General features: G+C 56.1%; 19 protein-coding genes. 9 read left to right on the top strand and 10 right to left on the bottom strand.

The window, feature by feature from the left end; genetic code table 11:
- The first annotated feature begins 34 nt into the window (after positions 1-34).
- Positions 35-637, top strand: coding sequence for a hypothetical protein (locus VOY09_RS17880; RefSeq protein WP_322896089.1), 603 nt, complete (start codon positions 35-37; stop codon positions 635-637).
- 629 nt (positions 638-1,266) lie between these two features.
- Here VOY09_RS17880 and VOY09_RS17885 read toward each other — a convergent pair.
- The 7 genes from VOY09_RS17885 to VOY09_RS17915 all read right to left on the bottom strand — a co-directional run bounded on the left by VOY09_RS17885 (position 1,267) and on the right by VOY09_RS17915 (position 9,348).
- Entirely contained in the window at positions 1,267-3,612 is a 2,346-nt protein-coding gene (locus VOY09_RS17885; protein ID WP_322896126.1) for a sulfatase-like hydrolase/transferase, read from the bottom strand.
- A gap of 25 nt (positions 3,613-3,637) precedes the next feature.
- Positions 3,638-4,033, bottom strand: a complete 396-nt coding sequence (locus VOY09_RS17890) for a hypothetical protein (RefSeq protein WP_322896091.1) — start codon at positions 4,031-4,033, stop codon at positions 3,638-3,640.
- Positions 4,020-5,729 carry a cellulose synthase catalytic subunit gene (locus VOY09_RS17895; protein WP_322896093.1) on the bottom strand — a complete coding sequence of 570 codons (1,710 nt, stop codon included), beginning with the start codon at positions 5,727-5,729 and terminating at the stop codon, positions 4,020-4,022. Before VOY09_RS17895 ends, VOY09_RS17890 begins: the two co-directional genes overlap by 14 nt.
- Positions 5,730-5,909: 180 nt before the next feature.
- Positions 5,910-6,353, bottom strand: coding sequence for an ATP-binding protein (locus tag VOY09_RS17900; protein WP_322896095.1), 444 nt, complete (start codon positions 6,351-6,353; stop codon positions 5,910-5,912).
- A gap of 3 nt (positions 6,354-6,356) precedes the next feature.
- Entirely contained in the window at positions 6,357-6,698 is a 342-nt protein-coding gene (locus VOY09_RS17905) for an STAS domain-containing protein (protein WP_322896097.1), read from the bottom strand.
- A 3-nt stretch (positions 6,699-6,701) separates the two neighbouring features.
- The gene (locus tag VOY09_RS17910; RefSeq protein ID WP_322896099.1) at positions 6,702-8,636 is read right to left on the bottom strand and encodes a PP2C family protein-serine/threonine phosphatase; all 1,935 of its coding nucleotides are present in this window, start codon (positions 8,634-8,636) and stop codon (positions 6,702-6,704) included.
- Between the two features lie 145 nt (positions 8,637-8,781).
- Positions 8,782-9,348 (bottom strand): GAF domain-containing protein, encoded by a 567-nt coding sequence (locus tag VOY09_RS17915; protein ID WP_322896101.1) that lies wholly within the window; start codon positions 9,346-9,348, stop codon positions 8,782-8,784.
- A 47-nt stretch (positions 9,349-9,395) separates the two neighbouring features.
- Here VOY09_RS17915 and VOY09_RS17920 point away from each other — a divergent pair, with 47 nt between their 5' ends.
- A complete protein-coding gene (locus VOY09_RS17920) occupies positions 9,396-10,394 on the top strand; it encodes a glycoside hydrolase family 5 protein (protein ID WP_322896103.1) in 999 nt (332 codons plus the stop codon).
- 376 nt (positions 10,395-10,770) lie between these two features.
- Here the strand turns inward: VOY09_RS17920 and VOY09_RS17925 are convergent, their stop codons facing one another.
- Complete coding sequence (locus tag VOY09_RS17925; RefSeq protein ID WP_322896105.1) at positions 10,771-11,775, bottom strand: transposase; 1,005 nt, start codon at positions 11,773-11,775, stop codon at positions 10,771-10,773.
- Positions 11,776-11,781: 6 nt separating this feature from the next.
- Positions 11,782-11,940, bottom strand: a complete 159-nt coding sequence (locus tag VOY09_RS17930) for a hypothetical protein (RefSeq protein WP_322896107.1) — start codon at positions 11,938-11,940, stop codon at positions 11,782-11,784.
- Between the two features lie 116 nt (positions 11,941-12,056).
- Here VOY09_RS17930 and tnpA point away from each other — a divergent pair, with 116 nt between their 5' ends.
- Both tnpA and VOY09_RS17940 read left to right on the top strand, forming a co-directional pair.
- On the top strand, positions 12,057-12,446 hold the full coding sequence (gene tnpA, locus VOY09_RS17935) for an IS200/IS605 family transposase (RefSeq protein WP_322896109.1): 390 nt from the start codon (positions 12,057-12,059) through the stop codon (positions 12,444-12,446).
- A 251-nt stretch (positions 12,447-12,697) separates the two neighbouring features.
- On the top strand, positions 12,698-13,159 hold the full coding sequence (locus tag VOY09_RS17940; protein ID WP_322896128.1) for a gamma-glutamyltransferase: 462 nt from the start codon (positions 12,698-12,700) through the stop codon (positions 13,157-13,159).
- 264 nt (positions 13,160-13,423) lie between these two features.
- Here the strand turns inward: VOY09_RS17940 and VOY09_RS17945 are convergent, their stop codons facing one another.
- Positions 13,424-14,317, bottom strand: coding sequence for a LysR family transcriptional regulator (locus tag VOY09_RS17945; protein WP_322896111.1), 894 nt, complete (start codon positions 14,315-14,317; stop codon positions 13,424-13,426).
- A gap of 185 nt (positions 14,318-14,502) precedes the next feature.
- Between VOY09_RS17945 and VOY09_RS17950 the strand changes: the two genes are divergently transcribed.
- The 5 genes from VOY09_RS17950 (at position 14,503) to VOY09_RS17970 (ending at position 20,168) form a co-directional block, all read left to right on the top strand.
- The gene (locus tag VOY09_RS17950) at positions 14,503-14,961 is read left to right on the top strand and encodes a serine hydrolase (RefSeq protein ID WP_322896113.1); all 459 of its coding nucleotides are present in this window, start codon (positions 14,503-14,505) and stop codon (positions 14,959-14,961) included.
- A gap of 582 nt (positions 14,962-15,543) precedes the next feature.
- Entirely contained in the window at positions 15,544-16,317 is a 774-nt protein-coding gene (locus VOY09_RS17955) for a fumarylacetoacetate hydrolase family protein (RefSeq protein WP_416236775.1), read from the top strand.
- A 27-nt stretch (positions 16,318-16,344) separates the two neighbouring features.
- A complete protein-coding gene (locus tag VOY09_RS17960) occupies positions 16,345-17,430 on the top strand; it encodes a tricarboxylate transporter (RefSeq protein ID WP_322896117.1) in 1,086 nt (361 codons plus the stop codon).
- 70 nt (positions 17,431-17,500) lie between these two features.
- Positions 17,501-19,447, top strand: coding sequence for a tripartite tricarboxylate transporter permease (locus VOY09_RS17965; protein ID WP_322896120.1), 1,947 nt, complete (start codon positions 17,501-17,503; stop codon positions 19,445-19,447).
- A gap of 34 nt (positions 19,448-19,481) precedes the next feature.
- Positions 19,482-20,168 carry a GntR family transcriptional regulator gene (locus tag VOY09_RS17970; RefSeq protein WP_322896122.1) on the top strand — a complete coding sequence of 229 codons (687 nt, stop codon included), beginning with the start codon at positions 19,482-19,484 and terminating at the stop codon, positions 20,166-20,168.
- The last annotated feature ends 520 nt before the right edge of the window (positions 20,169-20,688 follow it).

The following is a 20,688-nucleotide window of genomic DNA, read 5'->3' on the forward strand; positions in this document are numbered from 1 at the left end:
TCATTGATCAGGTTTGGTCGAAGACAGGATTTTCGTGCCACTGCGCACGCGGACGTACAAGAAAGCGCGATTTGAGCGCGATCATCTGAATGGTTTTCTGGGTGAAATCGATGAACTTATCGGCGATCGATCCCCGTGCGCTGACCAGAAAATGCATACAATTCAGGCTGCTTGCTTTCATCTGACCTGTTCGGCCGGACAGATCCTCGCGCTGCTGCGAGCGAGCCAGCTACAAAAGGCTTGTTACGGATCGTCCGGCCACGGCTTGGGCCGGGTCCGAATTGATATTGAAGAGCTTAAGTCAAAACTTCTGCAACAGGACGGCTCTGGTCTCAGCCTCGAGGACCTGCGAAACCTGCTGGGATTGGAACGCAGGTTCGCAGCAAAACTCAGCGCAGTCGGTCTGCTACCCAGCTATTCCGGCCGAAAGTCGAGTACCGGCGGCCGTGCCTCATTGGTCTCGCCCTGTGTTTACGACCATTTCGTGAAGCACTACCAGACCGTGAGAACATGGGCGGCAATGGCAATGATCACTGAATCTCAAGTCAGAATAGCACTCAAAGTCAATAAAATAAGGCCCGCGCCTGAAGCTGATGGCGTGCCAGTCTACAGGATTGACGACTTGCGCCGCCTGTAGGAGCCAAAGTCCTGCCAAGATCGCCGCTTTTTGAGTGGCTTTTTTTGTGCCTTACGGGCGGGTTCCACTCTTGCCCATTACAGATTCAACTCATCATTCCGCTTAAAATTAAAAATTATTTAAATTCTGTCACTTAGTGGAGAGCCAGATTCCAATTTAAGCCGGACACCACATCCACCCAGCAACGTTCATGAACACAAGACCGTTTTGGCGGGACTGTTCTGACTGTTTCGCCCCAAGTGCTGCCCCCGTGCGACCGGGCCATCTCAGCCCAGTCGCCGTTCTTTTTATGGTCAGGATGCCGAAGCGTAGACCCTCGGGATCAAGTCATATCCCGGCTAGCCATCGACACCCTCCAGCGGGCCTGTGATCGAGTGGCCACCCATGCAGTCACGGACCTTCGTGCGTAGCGCAGCGAATTGATGCTTTGTCCGCTCAGCAGAGCTTCACCCTACGAAAATGCTGCATGATGGACGAATGGCCGGTCTGTTGACGCTGCTCTGCAGTGCCGGTCACCTTGGTGAGCGGCAGGTCAGGGCCGGGAATGTTGATGTCGTCTGCGCAAGGGGCGGAAACTCGTCGTTCGCGGCAACGGCTTTCCGCAACAAAGCCCAATACCGATCAGACCGTTATTCGCCCTCGGCTGCGTCGGTGGACAGGGTGATGCTTGTCTCGCTCGCACCAAGCTTTTCCACCAACGCCCCCTGTGCGGACCGCAGCGCGATATAAGGTGTCCGGTAACCGATCTGCGTCCAGTCACTGAATTCCGACCCCGCAAAGAAGGGGGCCAATTCGTATCTGTCGCAATAGGCGCTGTCATGGACCATCACCGCGATCATGTCGTAATTGGACGCCTGCGCCGCAACCGTGTCGGCCACCGAAAAATCAAGTGGCGGCAGGTCGTCAACCGGCAACGGAAAGCCGCAGCTGTCTGCAGTATCCAGCATGACGGCTGACCCATCGTCCTGCAAACCGACGACGGAAATGCCGCGCGGCAGGAACAGCACGTCTTGCTGATTGTCAGCCCGGACATAGGATTGATCCGGCTGCACGCCGGACGCGACCAGTGTGAATGTCGTGTCCTCGTCCGCATCTGTCACCGCCATGCCCAGACGGCGGCTGCCATCTGGGGCATCATCTCGGGGACGGACGCCGCCTGAACGCAGACGCGACAGGTCAATTGTCGCGCCGACGTCAAGGCGCACGCCCCAGATATTGGGGGTTCCATAATGGCCATAAGCCGCGCAGAGCACATTTCCCGACGAGTCCATGCCGGAAAAGACCTCTGACACGTTGCTGCATTCGTCGAACCATAGGAAACTTTCTCCGCCCCCCATTTGTAGGGCAAAAGTCCAAAGAGGTGACGTCTCGTAAAAGTCGAATTGGATTGCTGTCGTCATGCCGGCGTCGTCAAATTGCATCAGCGCCGGAATGGAAATACTGCGATCACCCAAATGCAACTGCCGGGTCGTCACATCAACGGCCACAGATTCTGACAGGTTGGGCAAGGACCACAGAGCGCTGATATAGCCCCGGCTGTCGCTGATCGCGGATTCGATATCGGCAATCCGGTCGGTATCATCTGCCGGGTCCGCGAGCAGGTCGCGCCCGAGCCCGATGCCGGGCACGTCATAGCCGATCAGGTTCAGCAATGTCGATCCAAGATCCAGCAGCGATCCCGCGCGATCAACTTGGGCAGGCGCGATATCATCCCCCAGAACCAGCACGGTATTGCGGCGTTCATGCCCTTGCAAACGGTCCCAGACATCATTCGGCATCGAAAGGTGGTCAGAACTGATCATCACCACTGTATTTTCTAGCAGGCCCGCGCCGCGCAGTTCCGCAATCCATTGTGTGACCAGACGATCGGCACAGGCATAGGCGGTCAGTAATGGTATTTCACCGGTGCCATAGGGTTCCGCCTGACAGGCGGGGCTAGGATGACCCGCTGGATGATGGGTATCGAGCATGTTCAACACCATGCCGAATGGCCGGTCACCTTCTGAAAGCTGCTGCAGACGCTCGGTTGCGACGCTCAGCAATGTTTCGTCATGCAAGCCCCAGCTGGAATAGACGGTGTCTGCGGGCAAATCCGGCGACAGCTCGAACAGCCCCTCGACGCTTTCGAAGCCGTGATTCAGGAAAAAATTGTTCCATCCTGCAAAATCAAGATCGCTGCCCACAAGGTGATGCAGGCGGTACCCTTGTGGCTGCAAAAGATCGCCCAGGCAGATTGCCAGCGGCATGAACTGGTCCACGCCGGACATGGAATTCGACGCCCCGCTGCCGACCAGCGGCACACCGCACAGGCTGGATGTCATGCCCGCAATCGACCAGCCGGTGCCGGTCACCTGATCGACATTCGTGAACCGGATGCCTTCATCCTGCAGCGCGGTCATCCTTGGCAGCAAACCGGGAAAGACATCCTCGTTGAAATAGGTCGATTCCAATTGCTCGACAAAAAGCAGGATGAAATTCTTGGGGTTTTCGGCCTCGCTCAACTGATCGACGACCAGAAACGTATCCGGCGCGCCGCTGCCAGTCGGGAGCATGGATGCAGTCAGCCGGACCACATCCCGCGTGCCGGGGCTTGTCGCCACAGACAACATGATCAAACCGACACCGGCATATTTTCGCGCTGATGCATGGTTTTGACGCAAGGCACCCATGCCGCGATAGACGAACACACCCGTCAGAACCGCGACAAAAGCCAATGCGATCCCACCCAGAATTTGCGGCAAAAACTCGATGAACGGCGCACCGGCCATACCGGCGGTCAGGTGAAAAACGATAGAGGCATCGAACCCCCGGCCTGTCAGCTGGTCGGCAATGAGATATGTCGACGACAGGAGCAGCGACACGATCAGACCGATTGTTGCAAGAAACTTGACAGCCGTGCCCGGCCCCGTCCGGACGAGCAAACCGGCACCCAGCAGCCCCATCAACAAAGAACCGATCAGAATTCCGTCGAACATGTTCACTTTGACGATCCCCTACTCATCAAATGTTGAACACACCGCGGCACAGTCTGATTGCGTCCAGCAGCACGCGATCTGTCGGGTCCGTGCTTTCAATGACCGCGATGGTTTGCGCGGCCTCTTGGCGCAGCGCAGCAATATCTGCGCCGTCTTCAAGACCAGCACGAACCAGTGCAGTCAGCTGATTGACCTGATCCTTGACAGCAGCGGTCGCAGGATCATCGACCTGCAACCATGCCTGTTGCAGGCTGCTGTCAGTTCCCAGTTCGGTGTCAGTCAGCGGGTTGGTTGCCAGCACCGATAATTGCGACCCAACTTCCAATTGTTCCAGCCAGACAACAACCGCGGTCGAGACGATCAGCGCCAGAATCCAACCGATTTGCCCGCGTGCTTCGTAAAGACCACTATTTCTTGTCATGCTGATACTCTTCCATCACAGGTAAATCGAATTCCGCATCCGGTTGCCAGAACGCGGCACGGATGATCAGACCAAGCGACATCATGTTGTTCGCGCTCCAGAAGGTGTTGACGATCATCGCGCCCAGCGTGTAGCCCGAAATACCCAATCCAAACAGGCTCCACCCATAGATCAGCGCTGCAAGGTTCAGGCCGACCAGCAGGATCTGCCAGCGCACCAACCGCAGATACCGGCCGGAGGCGCGGTCTTTTGGTGTCACGATAAAGCTGACCTTTTTCCCGCGTGCCACCGACCACAAGGCTTTCAATGTCAGCGGGAACATCGCCAGATACCAGCGCCGCCCCTTCATCACCGGCGTGCCCCAGAGGCCCACCATCTGCGCCATTTCGTTCATCAGCAAAAACGGAATGATGTGCAAAAAGAAATCCAGCGAGTAGGTCGCCACTGGCGCCACCCCGGAAAACAAGAAGATGATGGGTGCGATCAGAAAGACGATGTTCCACAAAGGTGACAGATAGGAATAGAACGTCATCGCATACATCAGCTTTTGCGGCAGGGTCAGCCCGCGCCGAAAGAGCGGGTTGTCATTGCGCAGGATATCCAGCGTGCCGCCTGCATATTTATACCGTTGGATCGTCCAGCTCAGCAGGTCATTGGGCGACAACATCCGCGAGACAACCTTTGGATGCATCACCGATTTCCAACCCCGCTCGCGGTCACTGTGCAGCGAGATAGATGTATAAAGATCCTCGGACACATGCAGTTTGAACGGGGTAAATTCAATCTCGCGCGCTTGGTTGATCCGCGCGGTGGCGCGGACAATTTTCGAAAGATCGGTTTCACCGGTCATGGCCTGTGCCTGACGTTCGGCCTGATCGGCGCTGCTGGCAACCTCGGCAGTCCATGACCGGATCGCGGCTTCCATGATCGCCTCGCGGCGGTGAATTGATCCAGCACCACAACAAAACGACGCGTTGGCCCAGTTGCGACGGTGCTGGATGAAATCATAAAACAATTGTGGATCGTTACCGAAAGGGTCCTCGCCCAGCCGGATCGGGCCGAATACCCCTTCAATACGCCGGCCCAGCCAGCCGCCGAAACGGCCCAGACGGCGCCGCAACACCGCAGGCAAAGGCCTGCCCGGCGGCACATCCCAGAACCATTGCGGTGTCTGCACCCACGCGACCTTGGGATCACGGAAATAGCCCAGCGTCTCGGTCAGGAAATTCGGAAATGGACGGGTATCGGCATCGAAAATGACCACAAAATCCCCGATTGTGTGGTCCATCGCATTGCGCAGATTGCCTGCCTTGTACCCGACATTATCGGTGCGGGTGATGTAATTGGCACCTTCCTGCGCGGCGACGGCGCCCATTTCAGGCCTGCGCCCGTCATCCAGCACATGCACGCGCAGATCGATCAGATGTGGATAGGTCATCTTTTGCGCGTCGCGGATACCTAGCCGGACCAGTTCGGGGTCTTCGCTGTAGGTCGCGAAAAACACATCCACGATGATTGGCCTGTCCGTGGGCGGCTTGTCGTCAAGCGTATCCATGACCGTACTAGGCACGCTATCGGGTCGGGGCGAACGCGGCGACCACAGGTTAACCGTGAACAGGATCAGCCCAACAAATGCCGCTGTTTCGGCGATGACCAGTGGCAACGACAGCCACATCGCATCCCAGTTGATCGACACGGTCCAGCGCCACCATAAATACCAGAGGCCAAAAACAAGGCTTGAAACACCCAGAAACTGCCAAAGGAAGACATGTAAGGCACTATGATCGGCGTGTTGCCATGGCTCCTGCCGTTCATAACGGGTCGCTCTGGGGGGAGTTTGCTTCGATGACAAAAAGTCGGCCTTCACGATACGGGATCAGCTAATGTATTTTACCATGCTCAGGACATACTTATCATTGGCGGTGCTTAGGATGATTTCATCCATGACCAAAACCATGAGCGACACGCCACGTCCGCTTTCATCCAGAGCCGCAACATTATCGATATTGAAAGCAGCCCCGCGGTTGCGCGCACGATCTAATGCGGCCTGCGGCAGGACAGGCACATGATCAACCACCTCGACCACGAAACGGTCATCGAAAACTTGCGCTGTGACAGTGATCTGGCCCGTGTCACGGCCGTTAATACTGCCATGTTTGATCGCATTTGTCACCGCCTCGACCAGAGCGAGTTCGACGGCCGCAGCGTCGTCATCATTGAGAAACTGCATCGCATAGGTTTTTACCGGTATCGCCACCGACTGTACCTGATACAGATCACGTTCAAGCGACCAGCATGTCTTTGCCGGTGTCGGTTCCATTTGCTATCCTTTCATCTCTGCAACTGCATCACTGATGGATGGATATAACGGGAAAACTTTATCCATGCGCGTCAGTTTCAACAATTGTAGAACCGGCCCGTTCGCGCCCGACAAGGCCAGTGTCCCAAGACCGCGCATTTTCTTGACACCACCGATCAGCGCACCAAGCGCGGAGCTGTCCATGAAGGTGACCTGGCGCAAATCCAGCACGATCTGGTCGCTGCCATTTTCAATGCGGCCAACCAAAAGATCGCGTAAATCAGGGGCGTTGCTGGCCTCGAGTCTTTGCTCTGCAATCTCGAGGACAAGTATCATGTCATCCTGTGTTTCTGAATAGTTCAGCATACTTCATATCCTCTCCGCAATCACAAGGCTCACATCATCAGATGGGACCCCTGCTTTATTCCAAGAAACAACAGATGACTTTATAACCTCCACCAAGTCAGCAGTGCTGCACGATGCGTTATCCTGCAGCAACTGGACAAGCCGTTCTTCTGAATAGATTTCTCCCTCAGAGTTGAAGTTTTCATAGATACCGTCGGAAAACACAAGCAATCTGTCGCCATAGTCGAAATCAAATTCGATCATGTCGAATACTGCACCATCGACGACACCGATCGGTAGTCCACCTTGGCCGATACGTAAAACTTTGCCATCCTTGCGCATCAGCACCGGGTGCGGGTGTCCTGCCTGCACCAACCGCGCGACACGACTTGTGGCATCGAATTCAACAAATAACGCGGTGAAATAAGTCAGTTCCGGGCTCCAATGGGCGTTCATCGTTTGCACCGATTGGGCCAGATTGATGTCTGGCTTGATGCCCCGCAAGGCGCGACGGGCACTGATATGCGCAGCCATCGACACCAGACCAGCGGCCGCCCCGTGACCGGCTACATCAATCTGAAACAGTCCCACACGCGTATCGGACAGGTTGATAAAATCGTAGGTATCGCCGGCTACGACACTTGATGGCTGAAAAAGGGACGAAAACCTGATATGCCCGACACGTTCAGGTCGCGGCAACAACGACAATTGCACTTTCGCTGCGGCATCAACTTCAGATCGCAGTATCCCATGCGCCTCCACGATATGTTCGTTCAGCGCCAGGCGGTCGGCGGTCAGCATTTCGCGACGCCGGGACGAAATGCGCAGCGCACGCAACGCATCGAAGACCGTATCAAGGTCCCGTAGCAACAGCTTTTTGCGGATAATTGGGTCTAGGTGGCCCGCTGCAATATCGTTGATCTTGAGCTGTACATAGGTCAGCGGCCTGACAATATGCTGCGTGACCAGATACAGCGACAACCCAAACATCACCACGACAAAGGCTGTCAGGATCAGCATCATGTTCAGCATGCGCCGCGCTTCTTCACGTTCCGATGTCAGGTGCGCCTGTGACATTGCAAAAAGGCGCGCGGTGGTCTGATTGACGAGTAAATCTGCGTCATTCACGGTTGTTGCCCAGTCCCTCTGTGCCGCAGTCAGGTTGCCATTGCCAGATACAGCCGCCACATAGTTGTTCAGCGTAGGAAGATAGGTCGAGTCAAGATAAGCCGCCAGATCAAGGGCGACCATAATGGTGTCGGGTCGATAGGCGCTGGCTATGTCGCTGTAGAATTGATTGATCGTCGTCATACGATCAACACTACTTTGGACCTGTCGCAGGCCGATCCTGTTCCCGTCTGGCCCATTCGGGGCCGCCAAAACAAGATCATCATTCAACGCATTACTGACGGAAAGGATGTAATTCCGCATCATTTGCAGCGCGCCCATGACCGTATCAGGAATGCCGACTTCCTGTAATATCTGCTGGCGTACCAATAGCGTTTCATGTTGCACTTCAACAAAAAGCTGCTGCTGCATGACCAGGGCCGCCGCAATGGCCTCCGCATCCCCTAACGCGGTGATATTTGCAAAGTCCACTGCATTGTCAGACAATCGGTCAGCCTGTTGTGCCAAAGGATCAGACAATTGGCGCAGAACGGCGTTTTCAGACATGGCAAAAGTCTGGGCCGCGCGGTTCAAAAACATGACTGCAGCCGCCAGATCGTCGCGCAGACCGATGCCGGCCTCTCCCCGCATCGCAAGCAAGGTGAGCGCGGTGCGCCCTTTGCGCAGCGCAAGCACCGCCTCGAATACATCATTGCGCGCCTGATCTACGACGATCTGGTCATTTGTGCTAGTGTAGGTGCGATTGGACTCTAGCACCTGCGGGACCAGCAAAGCAGCCAATGTCAGTCCAAAGGCCATAAATAAGACCGCAAGCGTGTTTCTGATATTCATGACGATAACTATAGCGGCGATATTGTCGCCTTACGAGATGCTTGCCGCTATATCGTATCGTTTATGTGTCTAAACAAAGACATATAGACGGATTGCCTGTCCAAAAGGATACAATGAACGGGTCAATTGTGTCGCAAATGTGTGGCTAGGCGGTGAACCGCAACTGCTTAATCAACAGATATGACGCACGTTCAGCATATTCCGACAACTCCGCCTGATCGCCTAGCGTAAATTTTTCGCGCGGCGCGGTATCAATCAGGCAAAAAGCACCAAGCCTGATATTATCGACATAGATCAGCGGGGCACCAGCATAAAAGCGGATGTGCGGATTGCCTACGACGAGGGGGTTGTTACTAAACCGTGCATCCTTGGTCGCATCGAGGACAACGAAATTCTGATCTGTCAAAATCGTATAATTACAAAATGCAACATCACGAGGCGTGCTTTCCACATCAATACCTGCCTTGGCTTTGATGATCTGCAATTCTTCCGTCAAGAGGCTGATGGTTGAGAATTTTACATCAAAATTTGTCTTTGCGTCTTCGCAGAGCGCGTCAAGCTCGGGCATTATGAGACTGTTCGCGAAACCGGACGCCTGCAAGAGTCGCAGGCGTTTTGCCTCATCAGGGCCGATCGGAAAATTTATTTTGCTCGACATTAAGATCCCCCACTCTATCGCGATACCGGCTAATTTAGTATAAGGAACGTTCATGACAGTGTTTCGTTCTCGCCAGATTGTCAAGAAATGGATCAGGTAACGTGCTTTTGTTCATCAGGTTCTGCCGCATTGCTGCAGGCAAGCCAGCACGCTGGCTGTCATTGGGCATGGTGTTGATCTCTGGCATAGTCCCAACACCGGCAGCTCCCCAAACGGAAAGTTTTCCTGTCAACCGCTGCGTGAATATCGGCAATGTCCTTGACGCCCCGTTCGAAGGTGCATGGGGTCCCGCTATTTCCCCCTTCGATCTTGACTGGATCGCAGGTGCAGGCTTTGACACGATCCGCCTGCCCGTCAGGTTCGGCGCGCATTGGAACGGAATGATCTGGCCAGGGTTTCTGGCACGGGTAGAGCAGGTGATCGGGCAGGCGCAGGACCGTGGTCTGACAGTGATCCTTGACCTACATCATTTTGATGAACTGATGGATGATCCCGACACCTATGCCCCTGTCTTTGTCGAGATCTGGACCGAACTGGCGCATCATTTTGCAGATCATGACAACCGGCTGATCTTTGAATTGCTGAACGAACCGCGCAATCAGATAACGACACAGCGCGCCATCTCGCTTTATGAAAAAGTCCTGCCCATCATCCGTGATGCTAGCCCCAACCGCTGGGTTATCATCGGTGGTGGAAATATGAACAATCGCGATGAAATGCGCGACCTGCCCGATTTTGGCCCGCGCATCGCGCTGACCTTTCACTATTATGACCCCTACCCTTTTACGCATCAGCAATCGACATGGACCGCAGAAAGCTTTCCGCCGCTTGCCTGGGGCAGCCAAGCTGAAATCGCCAATGTCCAGGCTGATATTGCACTGGCACGGCGGGCGGATGTGCCTATTTTTCTGGGTGAATTTGGCGTCGTCCGCGAGGCGGACACCAAAAGCCGAAACGCGTGGGTCAAAACCGTCCGCCAAGCAGCTGAGGAAAACGGAATCAGCTGGTGCTACTGGGCCTATGGGGCTGGCTTCGATTTACGCGATTTCGGCGGCTATGAATGGTATCCGGGTCTTTTCGCTGCCTTAATGCAGGATTAACCACATTTTCGGGCTCTATGCCTCCGCTTGGACAAGGACCGCGTGCATTGCGGCCATATGTGCGCAGGATTGAATAAAACCAGACCTTGTAAGATCGACGGTCGATTTGCTCGCTCTGCCGTTGACATCATTCATTCTTTGCGCAGCGAACGTCCCTGAATCCGCCGCTTGTAAATCAATGCCAGCTTAGAATGACCAAAGAGTCGGCGCTTGCTACAAACTCACAAACGGTCTTGAACTGACGCAGTTCCCATGCCATCGACAACCAGTCATGCAATCAGGTCTGAAATCGATAAAAGAGAGCGACATCATCCGGATTTTAGACGTTTCAATGTACCTGCCCCACCAATCCCGTAGGTTGGAAGGGGTTTCGACCTCACCCAATATGAGGCGAGGTCCCGGCCGTTCCGGCCGGGTGATCCTGTCTTGCGGCTTCGCACGCAAGACCATGGTCAAGCACCACACGGGCAGCGGCCTCGTCGCGACCCAACCTGCAGCCGCAGCTGCAAGTATGAATCCGTTCGTTGAGGCGCTTCTTCTGAAGCGTCCCGCAGGCAGGGCAGCGCTGCGAGGGCTTTAATTTGCGTGTAGGTGCAAGGAGGAACTCAGAACCAGCTTCTTCCGCTTTGTATCTGAGCATGTTGAGGAACGTGGCCGGTGCCGTATCCAGAATGGACCGGTTCAACCCCGCTTTCTGAGCCACGTTACGGCCAGGATCTGCGACTGTGCCACAGGCCGATGCGGTCATATTCCGCACTGTCAGCGCTTCGGTCACGATCATGCGGTGCGATGCGGCAAGCCGCGTCGTCACCTTGTGCAGAAAGTCTTTCCGACGGGCTGCTACTTTTGCATGCCGCCGCGCCAGGCTGTGCCGATGCTTGCGCAGATTGCGAGCAGAGATCTTGCGTGCCTTGGCTGCTGCGCAGAGCTTGCGACTATATGCCTTCAGATCCTCGGCTTCAATCGCAAGATATCGCGGATTGGGCACAACGGCGTAGCCGCCATTCTCGATTGCGATCGTTGCGAAATCTGACACACCCCAATCGAGGCCGATGGCCGGGCCTTCGGTCGGCGCACGCTCTGCGCAATCTGTTGCAACAACAAGGTTGAGCATCCAGCCCCGCACAGTTTTCACAACATCCGCCTTGAGGACCCCGCCCGGGGTCCGCGCCCGTCTGCGCATATGCATCTCACCGATGCCAAAGAGGCGGATGCGGCCATTATGACCTCCATCACCAAGCGTGACCTTGAAGCCGTTGCCATGCTCCTTGTAGGACCAGCCGCGGAAGCGATCCGCACTGCGGAAGCGCGGAAAGCCGGGCTTTTGCCCGGCTGCAACCCGGCGAAAGAAGGCCTGGAAAGCAAGATCCAGCCGCTTCAATACGCCTTAAGCTTCATGCGTATGCACGAGACCCTGCCAGCCTGGCAGGTCTTGTCTGATCTCTTTGAGGGACTTTTCCTGATCCGAGCGCGAGATGCGCACGCCGCATCGCCAGGCGCCGATGCGATCTTCAAGCGCAGCATTCCATAGATCTTTAAGGATCACTCGCTTTGCCTCCATAGCCCGCTCTTGTGCGGAAGATGGATAGAGCTTGCAACTGAGGGATCTTGTCATTTTCATGCTGATGTATGTATATTGGCTCTATGAAAAAAATACAAGACATGACCCATACAAACAACTGCGTTTACGCGCTTCACTATCACTTGGTTCTGGTGACGAAGCGGCGCAGGCAGGTCCTGACGGGGCCAATGCTGGAATCTGCTGAGGTTGCCATCCGCGAACGCTGCTTGCGCCGGGATGGTATGCTCGAAGAGTTCGGAGCAGAAGCAGATCACATCCATGCCATGGTGTCGCTGCCACCAGCTGCGAGCCTTGCGGAGTTTGTGAACGCGGTGAAGACCACGACATCACGACGTTTGCGGCGGGATTTTCCACAGCTGCGCCGTATCGGTGATGCGCTCTGGTCGCCGAGCTATTTCATCGCCAGCGCCGGTGGCGCACCGCTCGACAGGATCAAAGAATATGTCCAGGCGCAAGATCGCCCGGACTGAAGGCGCCGCCAGCCCTATCGGGCTCCCCCACCAATCCTGTAGGTTGGAAGGGGTTTGTGGCGACGATTTTATTCATGGTGGATCCTCACTTCTACAAGGCGTTTCATTTGCGGATCTGGGCGATCAGCTCACGCAGGCCTTGAGACATTTCAACAAAATCAGGGCTGTAGATAACGCTGATGTCGCGAGGCTAAGGCATCGTGACGGCTTTGCCAGAAATCACGCGACCTAGCCGTGCGCTCATCACGCAAATGCGACGGGCGAGATATCCAAGCATCTTATGGCAAAACAGAGGAGCCGCATTCAGCGCGGACCCACTACATCCGAATGCCTTCGCGCCGGGAAAGCTGCCCTTCTATACATTGAATCCGGGCATTGCTCTAAAGGACGGAAGACCAAAGTTCACCTACGGGACCCAAGGTGCTGATGGGCAGCCGCAGACGCTCGCAATGTTGTTGACCCGTTTGATTGATTTTAGCCAATCGCCTGAGGAAGCCTTAGCTGGCCCACGTTTTCTGCTTGGTCGCACATTCTCCGACGACCGCGATAGTCTTAAGGTTGAGGCCGGAGTCTGTGACGATACGTTGAACCAGCTTTCGAGCCTTGGGCATGAACTCAGTCTTATACAAAATAAAAGCCCATTGGCAGGCCAAGCTGGGATCGTCGTATCGACTCCTGAAGGTTGCATGGCGTGGCATGACCCACGAGAATAGCTGAACGGTGCGTCGCCTCCACGATGCGACAGGCCGGAGAGATTGCCTATCATGGTGGGCAAAATCTTGTGAAGTTCAACCCTTGATCACCGCCAGCCGCCAAGCGAGGCTGTGATCCAGATGAGCGAATAGGGCGATAGCAGTAGCAAACGTCCGAAGACTTGTTCCTCAAAGCCTTGTCAGCCGTGAATCATTTGCTGGCCAACCCAGAGTCGCTGATAGACGGATAAAGTTTTTCAAATTCTTGCGGCGAGGCAAAAGTGGTCATTTAAGGTGATCGCAGAACAACGCATTATGGGCGCACAGCCACTTCGTAAAACCCATCATCTCCGGTGTGACTGGCCGGTCCGCTGGCCAGGTCAGATAATAGCCTCCTGCAGATACCTCTGCTGTAAAGGGACGCACCAACCGCCCTTCATCAATCATGCGGGCGAACATCGCGACCGGGAGCAGCGCCACACCGCCGCCATCCATCGCGAGATTGGCAATCGCCAGGGATGAATCGAATATCGGCCCTGTCAGTGGAGGACTGGGGAAATCTACTTCGGCAAACCAGCGCGGCCACTCATCGCCCCGATAGCTGCGCAACAGGATTTCACGGCTCAGGTCATTCGGCGTTGCAAGGCGATCTGCGACAGACGGCGTGCAAAGCGGCGATAGCGGTGCATCGACCAGCAATTCCGCTTTCAGCCCGGTCCAGCTGCCGTTGCCATAGCGTATTGCCATATCAAGACCTTCGCGCAGGATTTCCACGCGGTTGTTATTCGTCGATATCCGAAGATCGATCATCGGATGGCTGTGTTGAAACGCGGCCAAGCGCGGCAAAAGCCAGCCCACGGCGAAGGTGGTAACAACGCCGACTTTCAGGATTTCGACGTGGCGCTGCCCGGTGATCCGGTCAAGCGCACGGGCGATGGCGTCAAATCCGTGTTCCACAACAGGATATAACGCCCGCCCTTCATCCGTTGGTACCAACCCGGCGGATGTGCGTAAGAAAAGGGTCACGCTAAGCCGGTCTTCCAGCCTTGCGATCTGATGGCTGACCGCCGCTTGCGTGACCCGCAATTCGATCGCGGCGCGCGTGAAACTGCCCTGCCGCAGAGCCACTTCAAACACGCGCAATCCGTTCAGGGGAAGATCCGGTCGGTCCAACGACATTACTCCAGCTAATGCCACACCTGATACTTTGTCGTTTGAGCGTGGAAAAGCCCATCGTTATTGAATGCACCATGACATCAATTGATGTCTGCTCACTTCAACGCCGGATCGGTCGTCTATCTGCATTTGCCCGGTTCGCTGGGGCGAAGCAGATATGGCATGTCCGACAGTAATAGGATGAACATATGTTCTGTCATTTCACCTTACGCCCGCTTCTGTCTGCCGGACTTGTCCTCGGCTTTCTGAATGGCTCGACTGCACTTGCCCAAGAGGCAGAGGCGCGGCTGATTCAGACAATCGAAGGTATTGAACAGACGCTTGATGCCCGCGTGGGCTTGCTTGTCCGCGACAGCGGTTCCGACTGGTCGATCAGCCACCGTGCAGATGAACGCTTTCTGATGACCAGCACGTTCAAACCGATGCTCTGTGGCGCCGTGCTGCAGCAGGTGGATGAAGGCGCGCTGGCGCTGGATGAATCGATCTGGATGGTGCCGGGAGATATCCTTGACTATGCGCCGGTCACCCAAACCATGGTCGGCATGACGATGACGCTTGACGATCTGTGCTTTGCCGCGCTCGACATGAGCGACCTTGCGTCTGGGGTCATTGCACAGAACAAGGCCTCCCTTCGAAGCGCCGGGTAAATCACTGGCAATAATGATCGCCCTTGATGCGGTGAACGATCGGTTCGGCAAGAAAAAGATGGTGCTCGGCAGCGAGGGAATGAAATAGTCGGGGCAGCTGCGGTCAGATCATCGAAGCCTAAGATACACGACGCGGATGGAGGATGTGGCGGTGGTACGGTGAAACGTGATTGCTCCCGATCGGCCAACAACGCGTCATTTGGATGCCCCGTTACAGCGTCACCAGACCAGTCGTTCCTAGGTTTTTCAACATCCACCCAGCAATAGTATTGGCGCGGGCGTAACCTGCCGCTCGGAACATTTACAATGCTGAATTGAGAAAGCAGCAGTAGGCGCTGGCAACGGCTGTCTGCGATTACGGCTCAGTCCCAGATGGACGTTCGCCCCGTGTTGACGCCTCATCACCACCAGAATGGTTGATTTCTTTTTCTCGATGTTCAATATTATCATCGATAGAATATAAAATCGTGGAGAAGTTAGATGAAGATTGCATTGTTCAAACACGGTGATGAGCGGTGTCTGGGGCGCGTCGATGGCTCTGAACTCGATGTTCTTGCAGTCGGTGATGACACAGCAGCGCTCATGCTGCGCTTGATCCAGGCCGATGTGAACGAACGGGATGCCTTGGTCACAAAGGCAAGCAAAGGCAAAAAGGTCCGATTGTCGGAGGTGACGCTCTTGCCGCCAGTGCCTGATCACCGTGGTGCGGTTCTGTGCGTCGGTAAAAATTACTATGCGCATGCGAAAGAGTTTTTCGGCAGCGGTTTTGACTCATCTGCGAAAGAAGAAGTTCCCAGTCAGCCGGTAATTTTTGCAAAAACCGGATCGTGTTTGGTTGGGCACGGCGCCACAGTCAACAGCGCACTGGATGCCACCAATACGGTCGACTACGAGGGCGAACTGGCGCTGATCATCGGCAAGACCGCGCATAAAGTGTCGAAGGCCGATGCATGGGACGTGATCTTTGGCTACACCATCTGCAACGATGTCACGTCGCGGGAACTGCAAAAACGGCATAACCAGTGGCTGATCGGCAAAAGCCTTGACACCTTCGGCCCGCTCGGCCCGTTCATCGTGACGGCGGATGAAATGGGGGACATCACTTCCCAGACACTGACGACCAGAGTGAACGGCGAAGTGCGGCAGCAAGCCGCGATTTCCGATTTGGTTTTCGATATCCCGACGCTGATCGAGACATTGACCCGCACCATGACGCTGTATCCGGGCGATGTGATCGCGACGGGCACGCCAGCGGGCGTCGGCATCGGGTTCATTCCGCCCAAATACCTGAAGGCGGGAGATGTGGTTGACGTGGACATTTCGGGGATCGGAACACTGACCAACACGATCATCTAAGGCAAATTTCTTAAGGGAGGAAAGACCATGGAAACGACCAAGAAAATCATGCTGCTGTCGACCGTTTCGGCAGTAACATTCGGGCTTGCCGCGCCGGTTGCGGCGCAAGTCAGCTTTGAGGGCGAACGCATTCAGATCATCGTGCCGTTCGCGCCCGGTGGCGCAACCGATGTCGCGGCACGCTTTCTGGAATCGCATATGGAACGCCATCTGCCCGGCAATCCGGATATCGAGGTCGTCAACCGTGGCGGTGGCGGCTCTATTCTGGGGGCGAACTGGTTTGCGCAGAATGCGGAACCTGACGGACTGACCGTGCTTTTCACAACGTCGTCGACGGCGACACCTTATGTGCTTGGTCAGGAAGGCGTGGAATACGATCTGGCTGAAATGCGGGTTGCCTATGCGTTGCCATTCGGCAGCGTGACCTATGTATCGCAGGCATCCGGCATCGAAACCGTGCAGGATCTGGCGGAAACGGACACCGACCTAATTTATGGCGGCATTTCCGCAGCGGCTAGCGATCTGCCGACATTGCTTTCGTTCGAGGTTCTTGGGCTGGATGTACGTTCTGTCCTGGGGTTCGAAGGGCGCGGTCCGGCACGGCTGGCTTTTGACCGGGGCGAGACCAATATTGATTTCCAGTTCACGCCTGCCTATCTGACCCAGGTCGCCGATCAGGCAGCAGCTGGCACAGTGTTCCCGCTGATGACCGGCGGTTCTGTGGGGGCTGACGGCCGCCTGACAGAGCGTGACCCGGCGGTCCCGGATCTGCCATCGGTGCATGAAGTCTATGTCGACCTGAACGGTGAAGAGCCTTCCGGTGTCGAATGGGACGCGTATCAGGCGATCGGCGCACTGACGCTAAGCTATGGCCTGACCGGTTATGTTCCAGCGGGCACGCCGGATGAGGTGATCGCGGCCTTTGCAGCAGCGGTCGAGGCGATCAATGCTGACCCTGAATTCATCGAAGCATCGCAGCAGGTCACCGGTGGCTACGACCTGATCCTGCCGCAAGACGCCGAAGGACCGCTGAAAGCTGCGCTGCAGCCCTCGGATGAAGTGGTTGAATATCTGCGGACGCTGCTGAGCGAAAAATTCGACGTCGCGTTCTGATCAAACTGAAATGAAAACTTTTTTGTTCAGCCCGGATATTTTCCGGGCTGGCACGGCCACGGGGTAAGTCATGGAACATGCAATCGCTGCTTTGTACGAGCTTTTTGCCCCAATGCGCCTGTTGGCGCTGTTTGCAGGTATGCTTGCAGGCATGGTGTTCGGCATGTTGCCGGGCCTTGGCGGTGTTGCCGCGGTTTCGATCTTGCTGCCATTTGTTTTTCTGTTTGACGATTACGCCGGGCTGGCCCTGCTTTTAGGGGCCATCTCGGTCGTCTACACATCCGATACCATCACCTCTGTGCTTGTCGGTGCGCCGGGGTCACCGGCCTCTGCACCCACAGCGATTGAAGGTCATGCCATGGCCAAAGAGGGCAAGGCATCGACTGCCCTGGGACTGGGTTTTCTGGCGTCGATGACCGGCGGGCTGGTCGGCGCTGTCACACTGGCCTTTGCCATTCCGCTGGCTGGCCCGATTGTCCTTGCGCTGGGGACACCTGAACTTTTCATGTTCGCGCTGGTCGGGCTTTACTTTGCGTCCAGCATGGTCGGCAAGAACGTCATGGTAGGGCTGCTGACCGCCTGTTTCGGGTTGCTGCTCGGGCTGGTCGGGGCGGCCCCGGCTGCAGCGAACTACCGGTTTACCTTTGGCCAACCCTATCTGATGGATGGACTTTCGCTGACCATCGTCGCCCTTGGCCTGTTCGCCGTCGCCGAGGTGATCGGCATGCTGGCGAGCGGGGGTGGCATCTCCAGCGGTCGGCAGGTCCTCGGCAATTGGTCGCAGGGATTTGCCGCATTCTGGCGCACCAAATGGCTGGTCCTGAAAGGCGCACTGATCGGAACGGTCGGCGGTTTCATCCCTGCGGTCGGTGCGAATGCGTCGACATGGGTCGCCTATGGCCATGCCGTGAGTTCGACCAAAGACAAGTCTCGCTTTGGCAAAGGCGAAGAACGTGGCATTGCAGCCGCCGAGGGCGCCAACAATGCGACGGTCATTTCCGACCTTGTCCCCACATTGCTGTTTAGTGTTCCGGGCGGCCCGGCTGCGGCAATTTTCCTTGGCGCTTTGTTTTCATTCGGCTTTTATCCCGGACCGCGGATGGTCGCGGAACAGCCGACGTTGATGTATCTGATCGTCTGGAGCGTGGCGATTGCGTCGATAGCGGGCGCTGCGATCTGTTTCGCCGCGACACCCTATATTGCCAAGCTGACAAAAGTCCGCTTTGCGCTGATCGCCGCACCGCTGCTGTTGATCATGGTCGCCGGTGCGTATCAGGCAACCCAGTCGCTGGGCGATATTGCCGTGCTGTTTCTACTCGGCCTTGTCGGTTGGGCGATGAAACAGGCGGATTGGCCCCGTGCGCCTGTGCTGGTCGGCTTTGTGCTTGCTGGTCCGATGGAGCAGTATTTCTGGCTGGCCAATCAGCTGCACGGCTGGAACTGGCTCTACCGGCCGGGTGTTCTGATCATCGCCAGCTTTATCGTCCTGCCGCTGCTGTACAAGCTCTGGGCGTCCCGCCGCCCAAAAGGCGAGGTTGCCGAAACGGCGGTTCTGGTCACCAACACCGGCCATGAAGAGATGACAAAAGTCCGTCTCGCGCTTGCGATCCTTGCCTTGCCGGTCTTTGCCTATGCCGCATTTGAAGCAGTCGGATACCGCCCGAATGCGCGATTGCTGCCGATGGTGGTGATTCTGCCGGGTCTGCTGCTGGCCATGACTGTCCTGTATCGCGAAACCCGCATGGCATTTGCAGCGCAAGAACCATTGCCATTGGGCGGGCAGGACGAAGTGCCGGTACTGATGCTGATCCTTGGATATGGGGGTGCTATCGCTTTGCTGGGCATGAATATTGCGACGCTGGGCTTTCTGGCGATCCTGCTGTTCAACTTTGCCCGGATGAAGATCATGACAGGTCTTCTGTATGGTGCCGTGCTGGTTTTCGCGATAAACGGCATGTTTATGTTGATGCGCATATCGCCGCCGGGCGGCTATCTGCTGGATTGGCAAATCTTCTGACCCCGATAGGACCGAGTGGAGTTTGGCGCGCGTGATGGACGAGAAAAGATCTTACGCCAAAGAGGCCGGGCCGGACTCCGGTGAAACGTTGACGGATATCGCGTTCGCCGCGATCCGGTCGGACATTATCGCGGGCAAGCGGCAGCCGGACGAACGGCTGCGGATCGAACGGCTGAAGGATATTTACGGCATCGGACCGACGCCGTTGCGCGAAGCATTGCAGCGGCTTTGTGCGGACGGGCTGGTCGTGACACAGGGCAATCGCGGATTTTCAGTGGCGGGCCTGGATCAGGACGAATTCAGCGACCTCAACACGGCCCGGATCGAAATCGAAAAAGTTGCATTGCGGCTGTCGATCACCAAGGGGGACGATGATTGGGAAGGCGAAGTCGCCGCCGCGGCATGGAAAATGGCCCGCGCGGATGCCACGTTGAAAGATGGGTCAGGGTCGCTGGAAATCTGGGAACGCGCGAATGCGAATTTTCATCTGGCGATGATTGGGGCCTGTGGCTCGACTTGGGTGCTGCGCGTCCGGCAGATCCTGAACGATCAATGCGCCCGGTTCCGGCGCACTGCTGTCGGGCTGCACCGGAACGAACGCGACCTTGGGGCAGAACATGCAGCGATCGCATCAGCAGTGCTGGCACGTGATGTCGCGCTGGCCTGTGACCTGACAGAACGGCACTTCAAAGCGACCGAGGCGGCGCTGCGAGAAGGTTAAGTAAATGAAATCGTCGTCTGCGGGGAAACCTTGACGCATGGGTTATCCCGAAATTCTTTTGCTGTTCGGTTCCGGCATACTTGCAGGGGCGGTTAACGCGCTGGCCGGTGGTGGCACGACTTGTACCTTTTCCGCCCTGCTTGCGGTTGGCATGCCTGCTTTCACGGCGAATACGACCAGTGCCGTTTCGGTCCGGCCGGGTCAGATCGCATCGGCGATAGCCTGTCGATGCGAAATCGCCGCCGCTTTCTGCCGATTTTGTTGAAAAGTCGGCCCAAGAACGCAGTTGGGGCTGCCCTCAGCCTCAGGTGTCACCATTTGATTCGGGTACCTGCCGATAAAGACCATATCCCCGTAGGTCCCGCTTCATAGCATACTGAGACAGCCGAACCACTCCCTGCAAGTTTCTTGAGCAGCCAGTCGACGCTGGCAGGGACGTTCTGTGAGCTACCCCCCGAAATTCGGACACTGACATAAGCTACGATTTGCAGTTTGCTGATCTTCAGTACGAAGGAGATCA

The sequence above is a fragment of the Yoonia sp. 67-2 genome, from assembly GCF_035117555.1.
Classification (GTDB): Bacteria; Pseudomonadota; Alphaproteobacteria; order Rhodobacterales; family Rhodobacteraceae; genus Yoonia.

What these genes read in the sequence shown, in the direction of transcription:
- VOY09_RS17885 (WP_322896126.1), bottom strand. Translation starts at nt 3,612, where the DNA reads ATGTTCGACGGAATTCTGATCGGTTCTTTGTTGATGGGGCTGCTGGGT.
- VOY09_RS17890 (WP_322896091.1), bottom strand. Translation starts at nt 4,033, where the DNA reads ATGACAAGAAATAGTGGTCTTTACGAAGCACGCGGGCAAATCGGTTGG.
- VOY09_RS17900 (WP_322896095.1), bottom strand. Translation starts at nt 6,353, where the DNA reads ATGGAACCGACACCGGCAAAGACATGCTGGTCGCTTGAACGTGATCTG.
- VOY09_RS17905 (WP_322896097.1), bottom strand. Translation starts at nt 6,698, where the DNA reads ATGCTGAACTATTCAGAAACACAGGATGACATGATACTTGTCCTCGAG.
- VOY09_RS17910 (WP_322896099.1), bottom strand. Translation starts at nt 8,636, where the DNA reads ATGAATATCAGAAACACGCTTGCGGTCTTATTTATGGCCTTTGGACTG.
- VOY09_RS17915 (WP_322896101.1), bottom strand. Translation starts at nt 9,348, where the DNA reads ATGAACGTTCCTTATACTAAATTAGCCGGTATCGCGATAGAGTGGGGG.
- tnpA (WP_322896109.1), top strand. Translation starts at nt 12,057, where the DNA reads ATGACCCATACAAACAACTGCGTTTACGCGCTTCACTATCACTTGGTT.
- VOY09_RS17940 (WP_322896128.1), top strand. Translation starts at nt 12,698, where the DNA reads ATGCGACGGGCGAGATATCCAAGCATCTTATGGCAAAACAGAGGAGCC.
- VOY09_RS17945 (WP_322896111.1), bottom strand. Translation starts at nt 14,317, where the DNA reads ATGTCGTTGGACCGACCGGATCTTCCCCTGAACGGATTGCGCGTGTTT.
- VOY09_RS17950 (WP_322896113.1), top strand. Translation starts at nt 14,503, where the DNA reads ATGTTCTGTCATTTCACCTTACGCCCGCTTCTGTCTGCCGGACTTGTC.
- VOY09_RS17955 (WP_416236775.1), top strand. Translation starts at nt 15,544, where the DNA reads ATGCTGCGCTTGATCCAGGCCGATGTGAACGAACGGGATGCCTTGGTC.
- VOY09_RS17960 (WP_322896117.1), top strand. Translation starts at nt 16,345, where the DNA reads ATGGAAACGACCAAGAAAATCATGCTGCTGTCGACCGTTTCGGCAGTA.
- VOY09_RS17965 (WP_322896120.1), top strand. Translation starts at nt 17,501, where the DNA reads ATGGAACATGCAATCGCTGCTTTGTACGAGCTTTTTGCCCCAATGCGC.
- VOY09_RS17970 (WP_322896122.1), top strand. Translation starts at nt 19,482, where the DNA reads ATGGACGAGAAAAGATCTTACGCCAAAGAGGCCGGGCCGGACTCCGGT.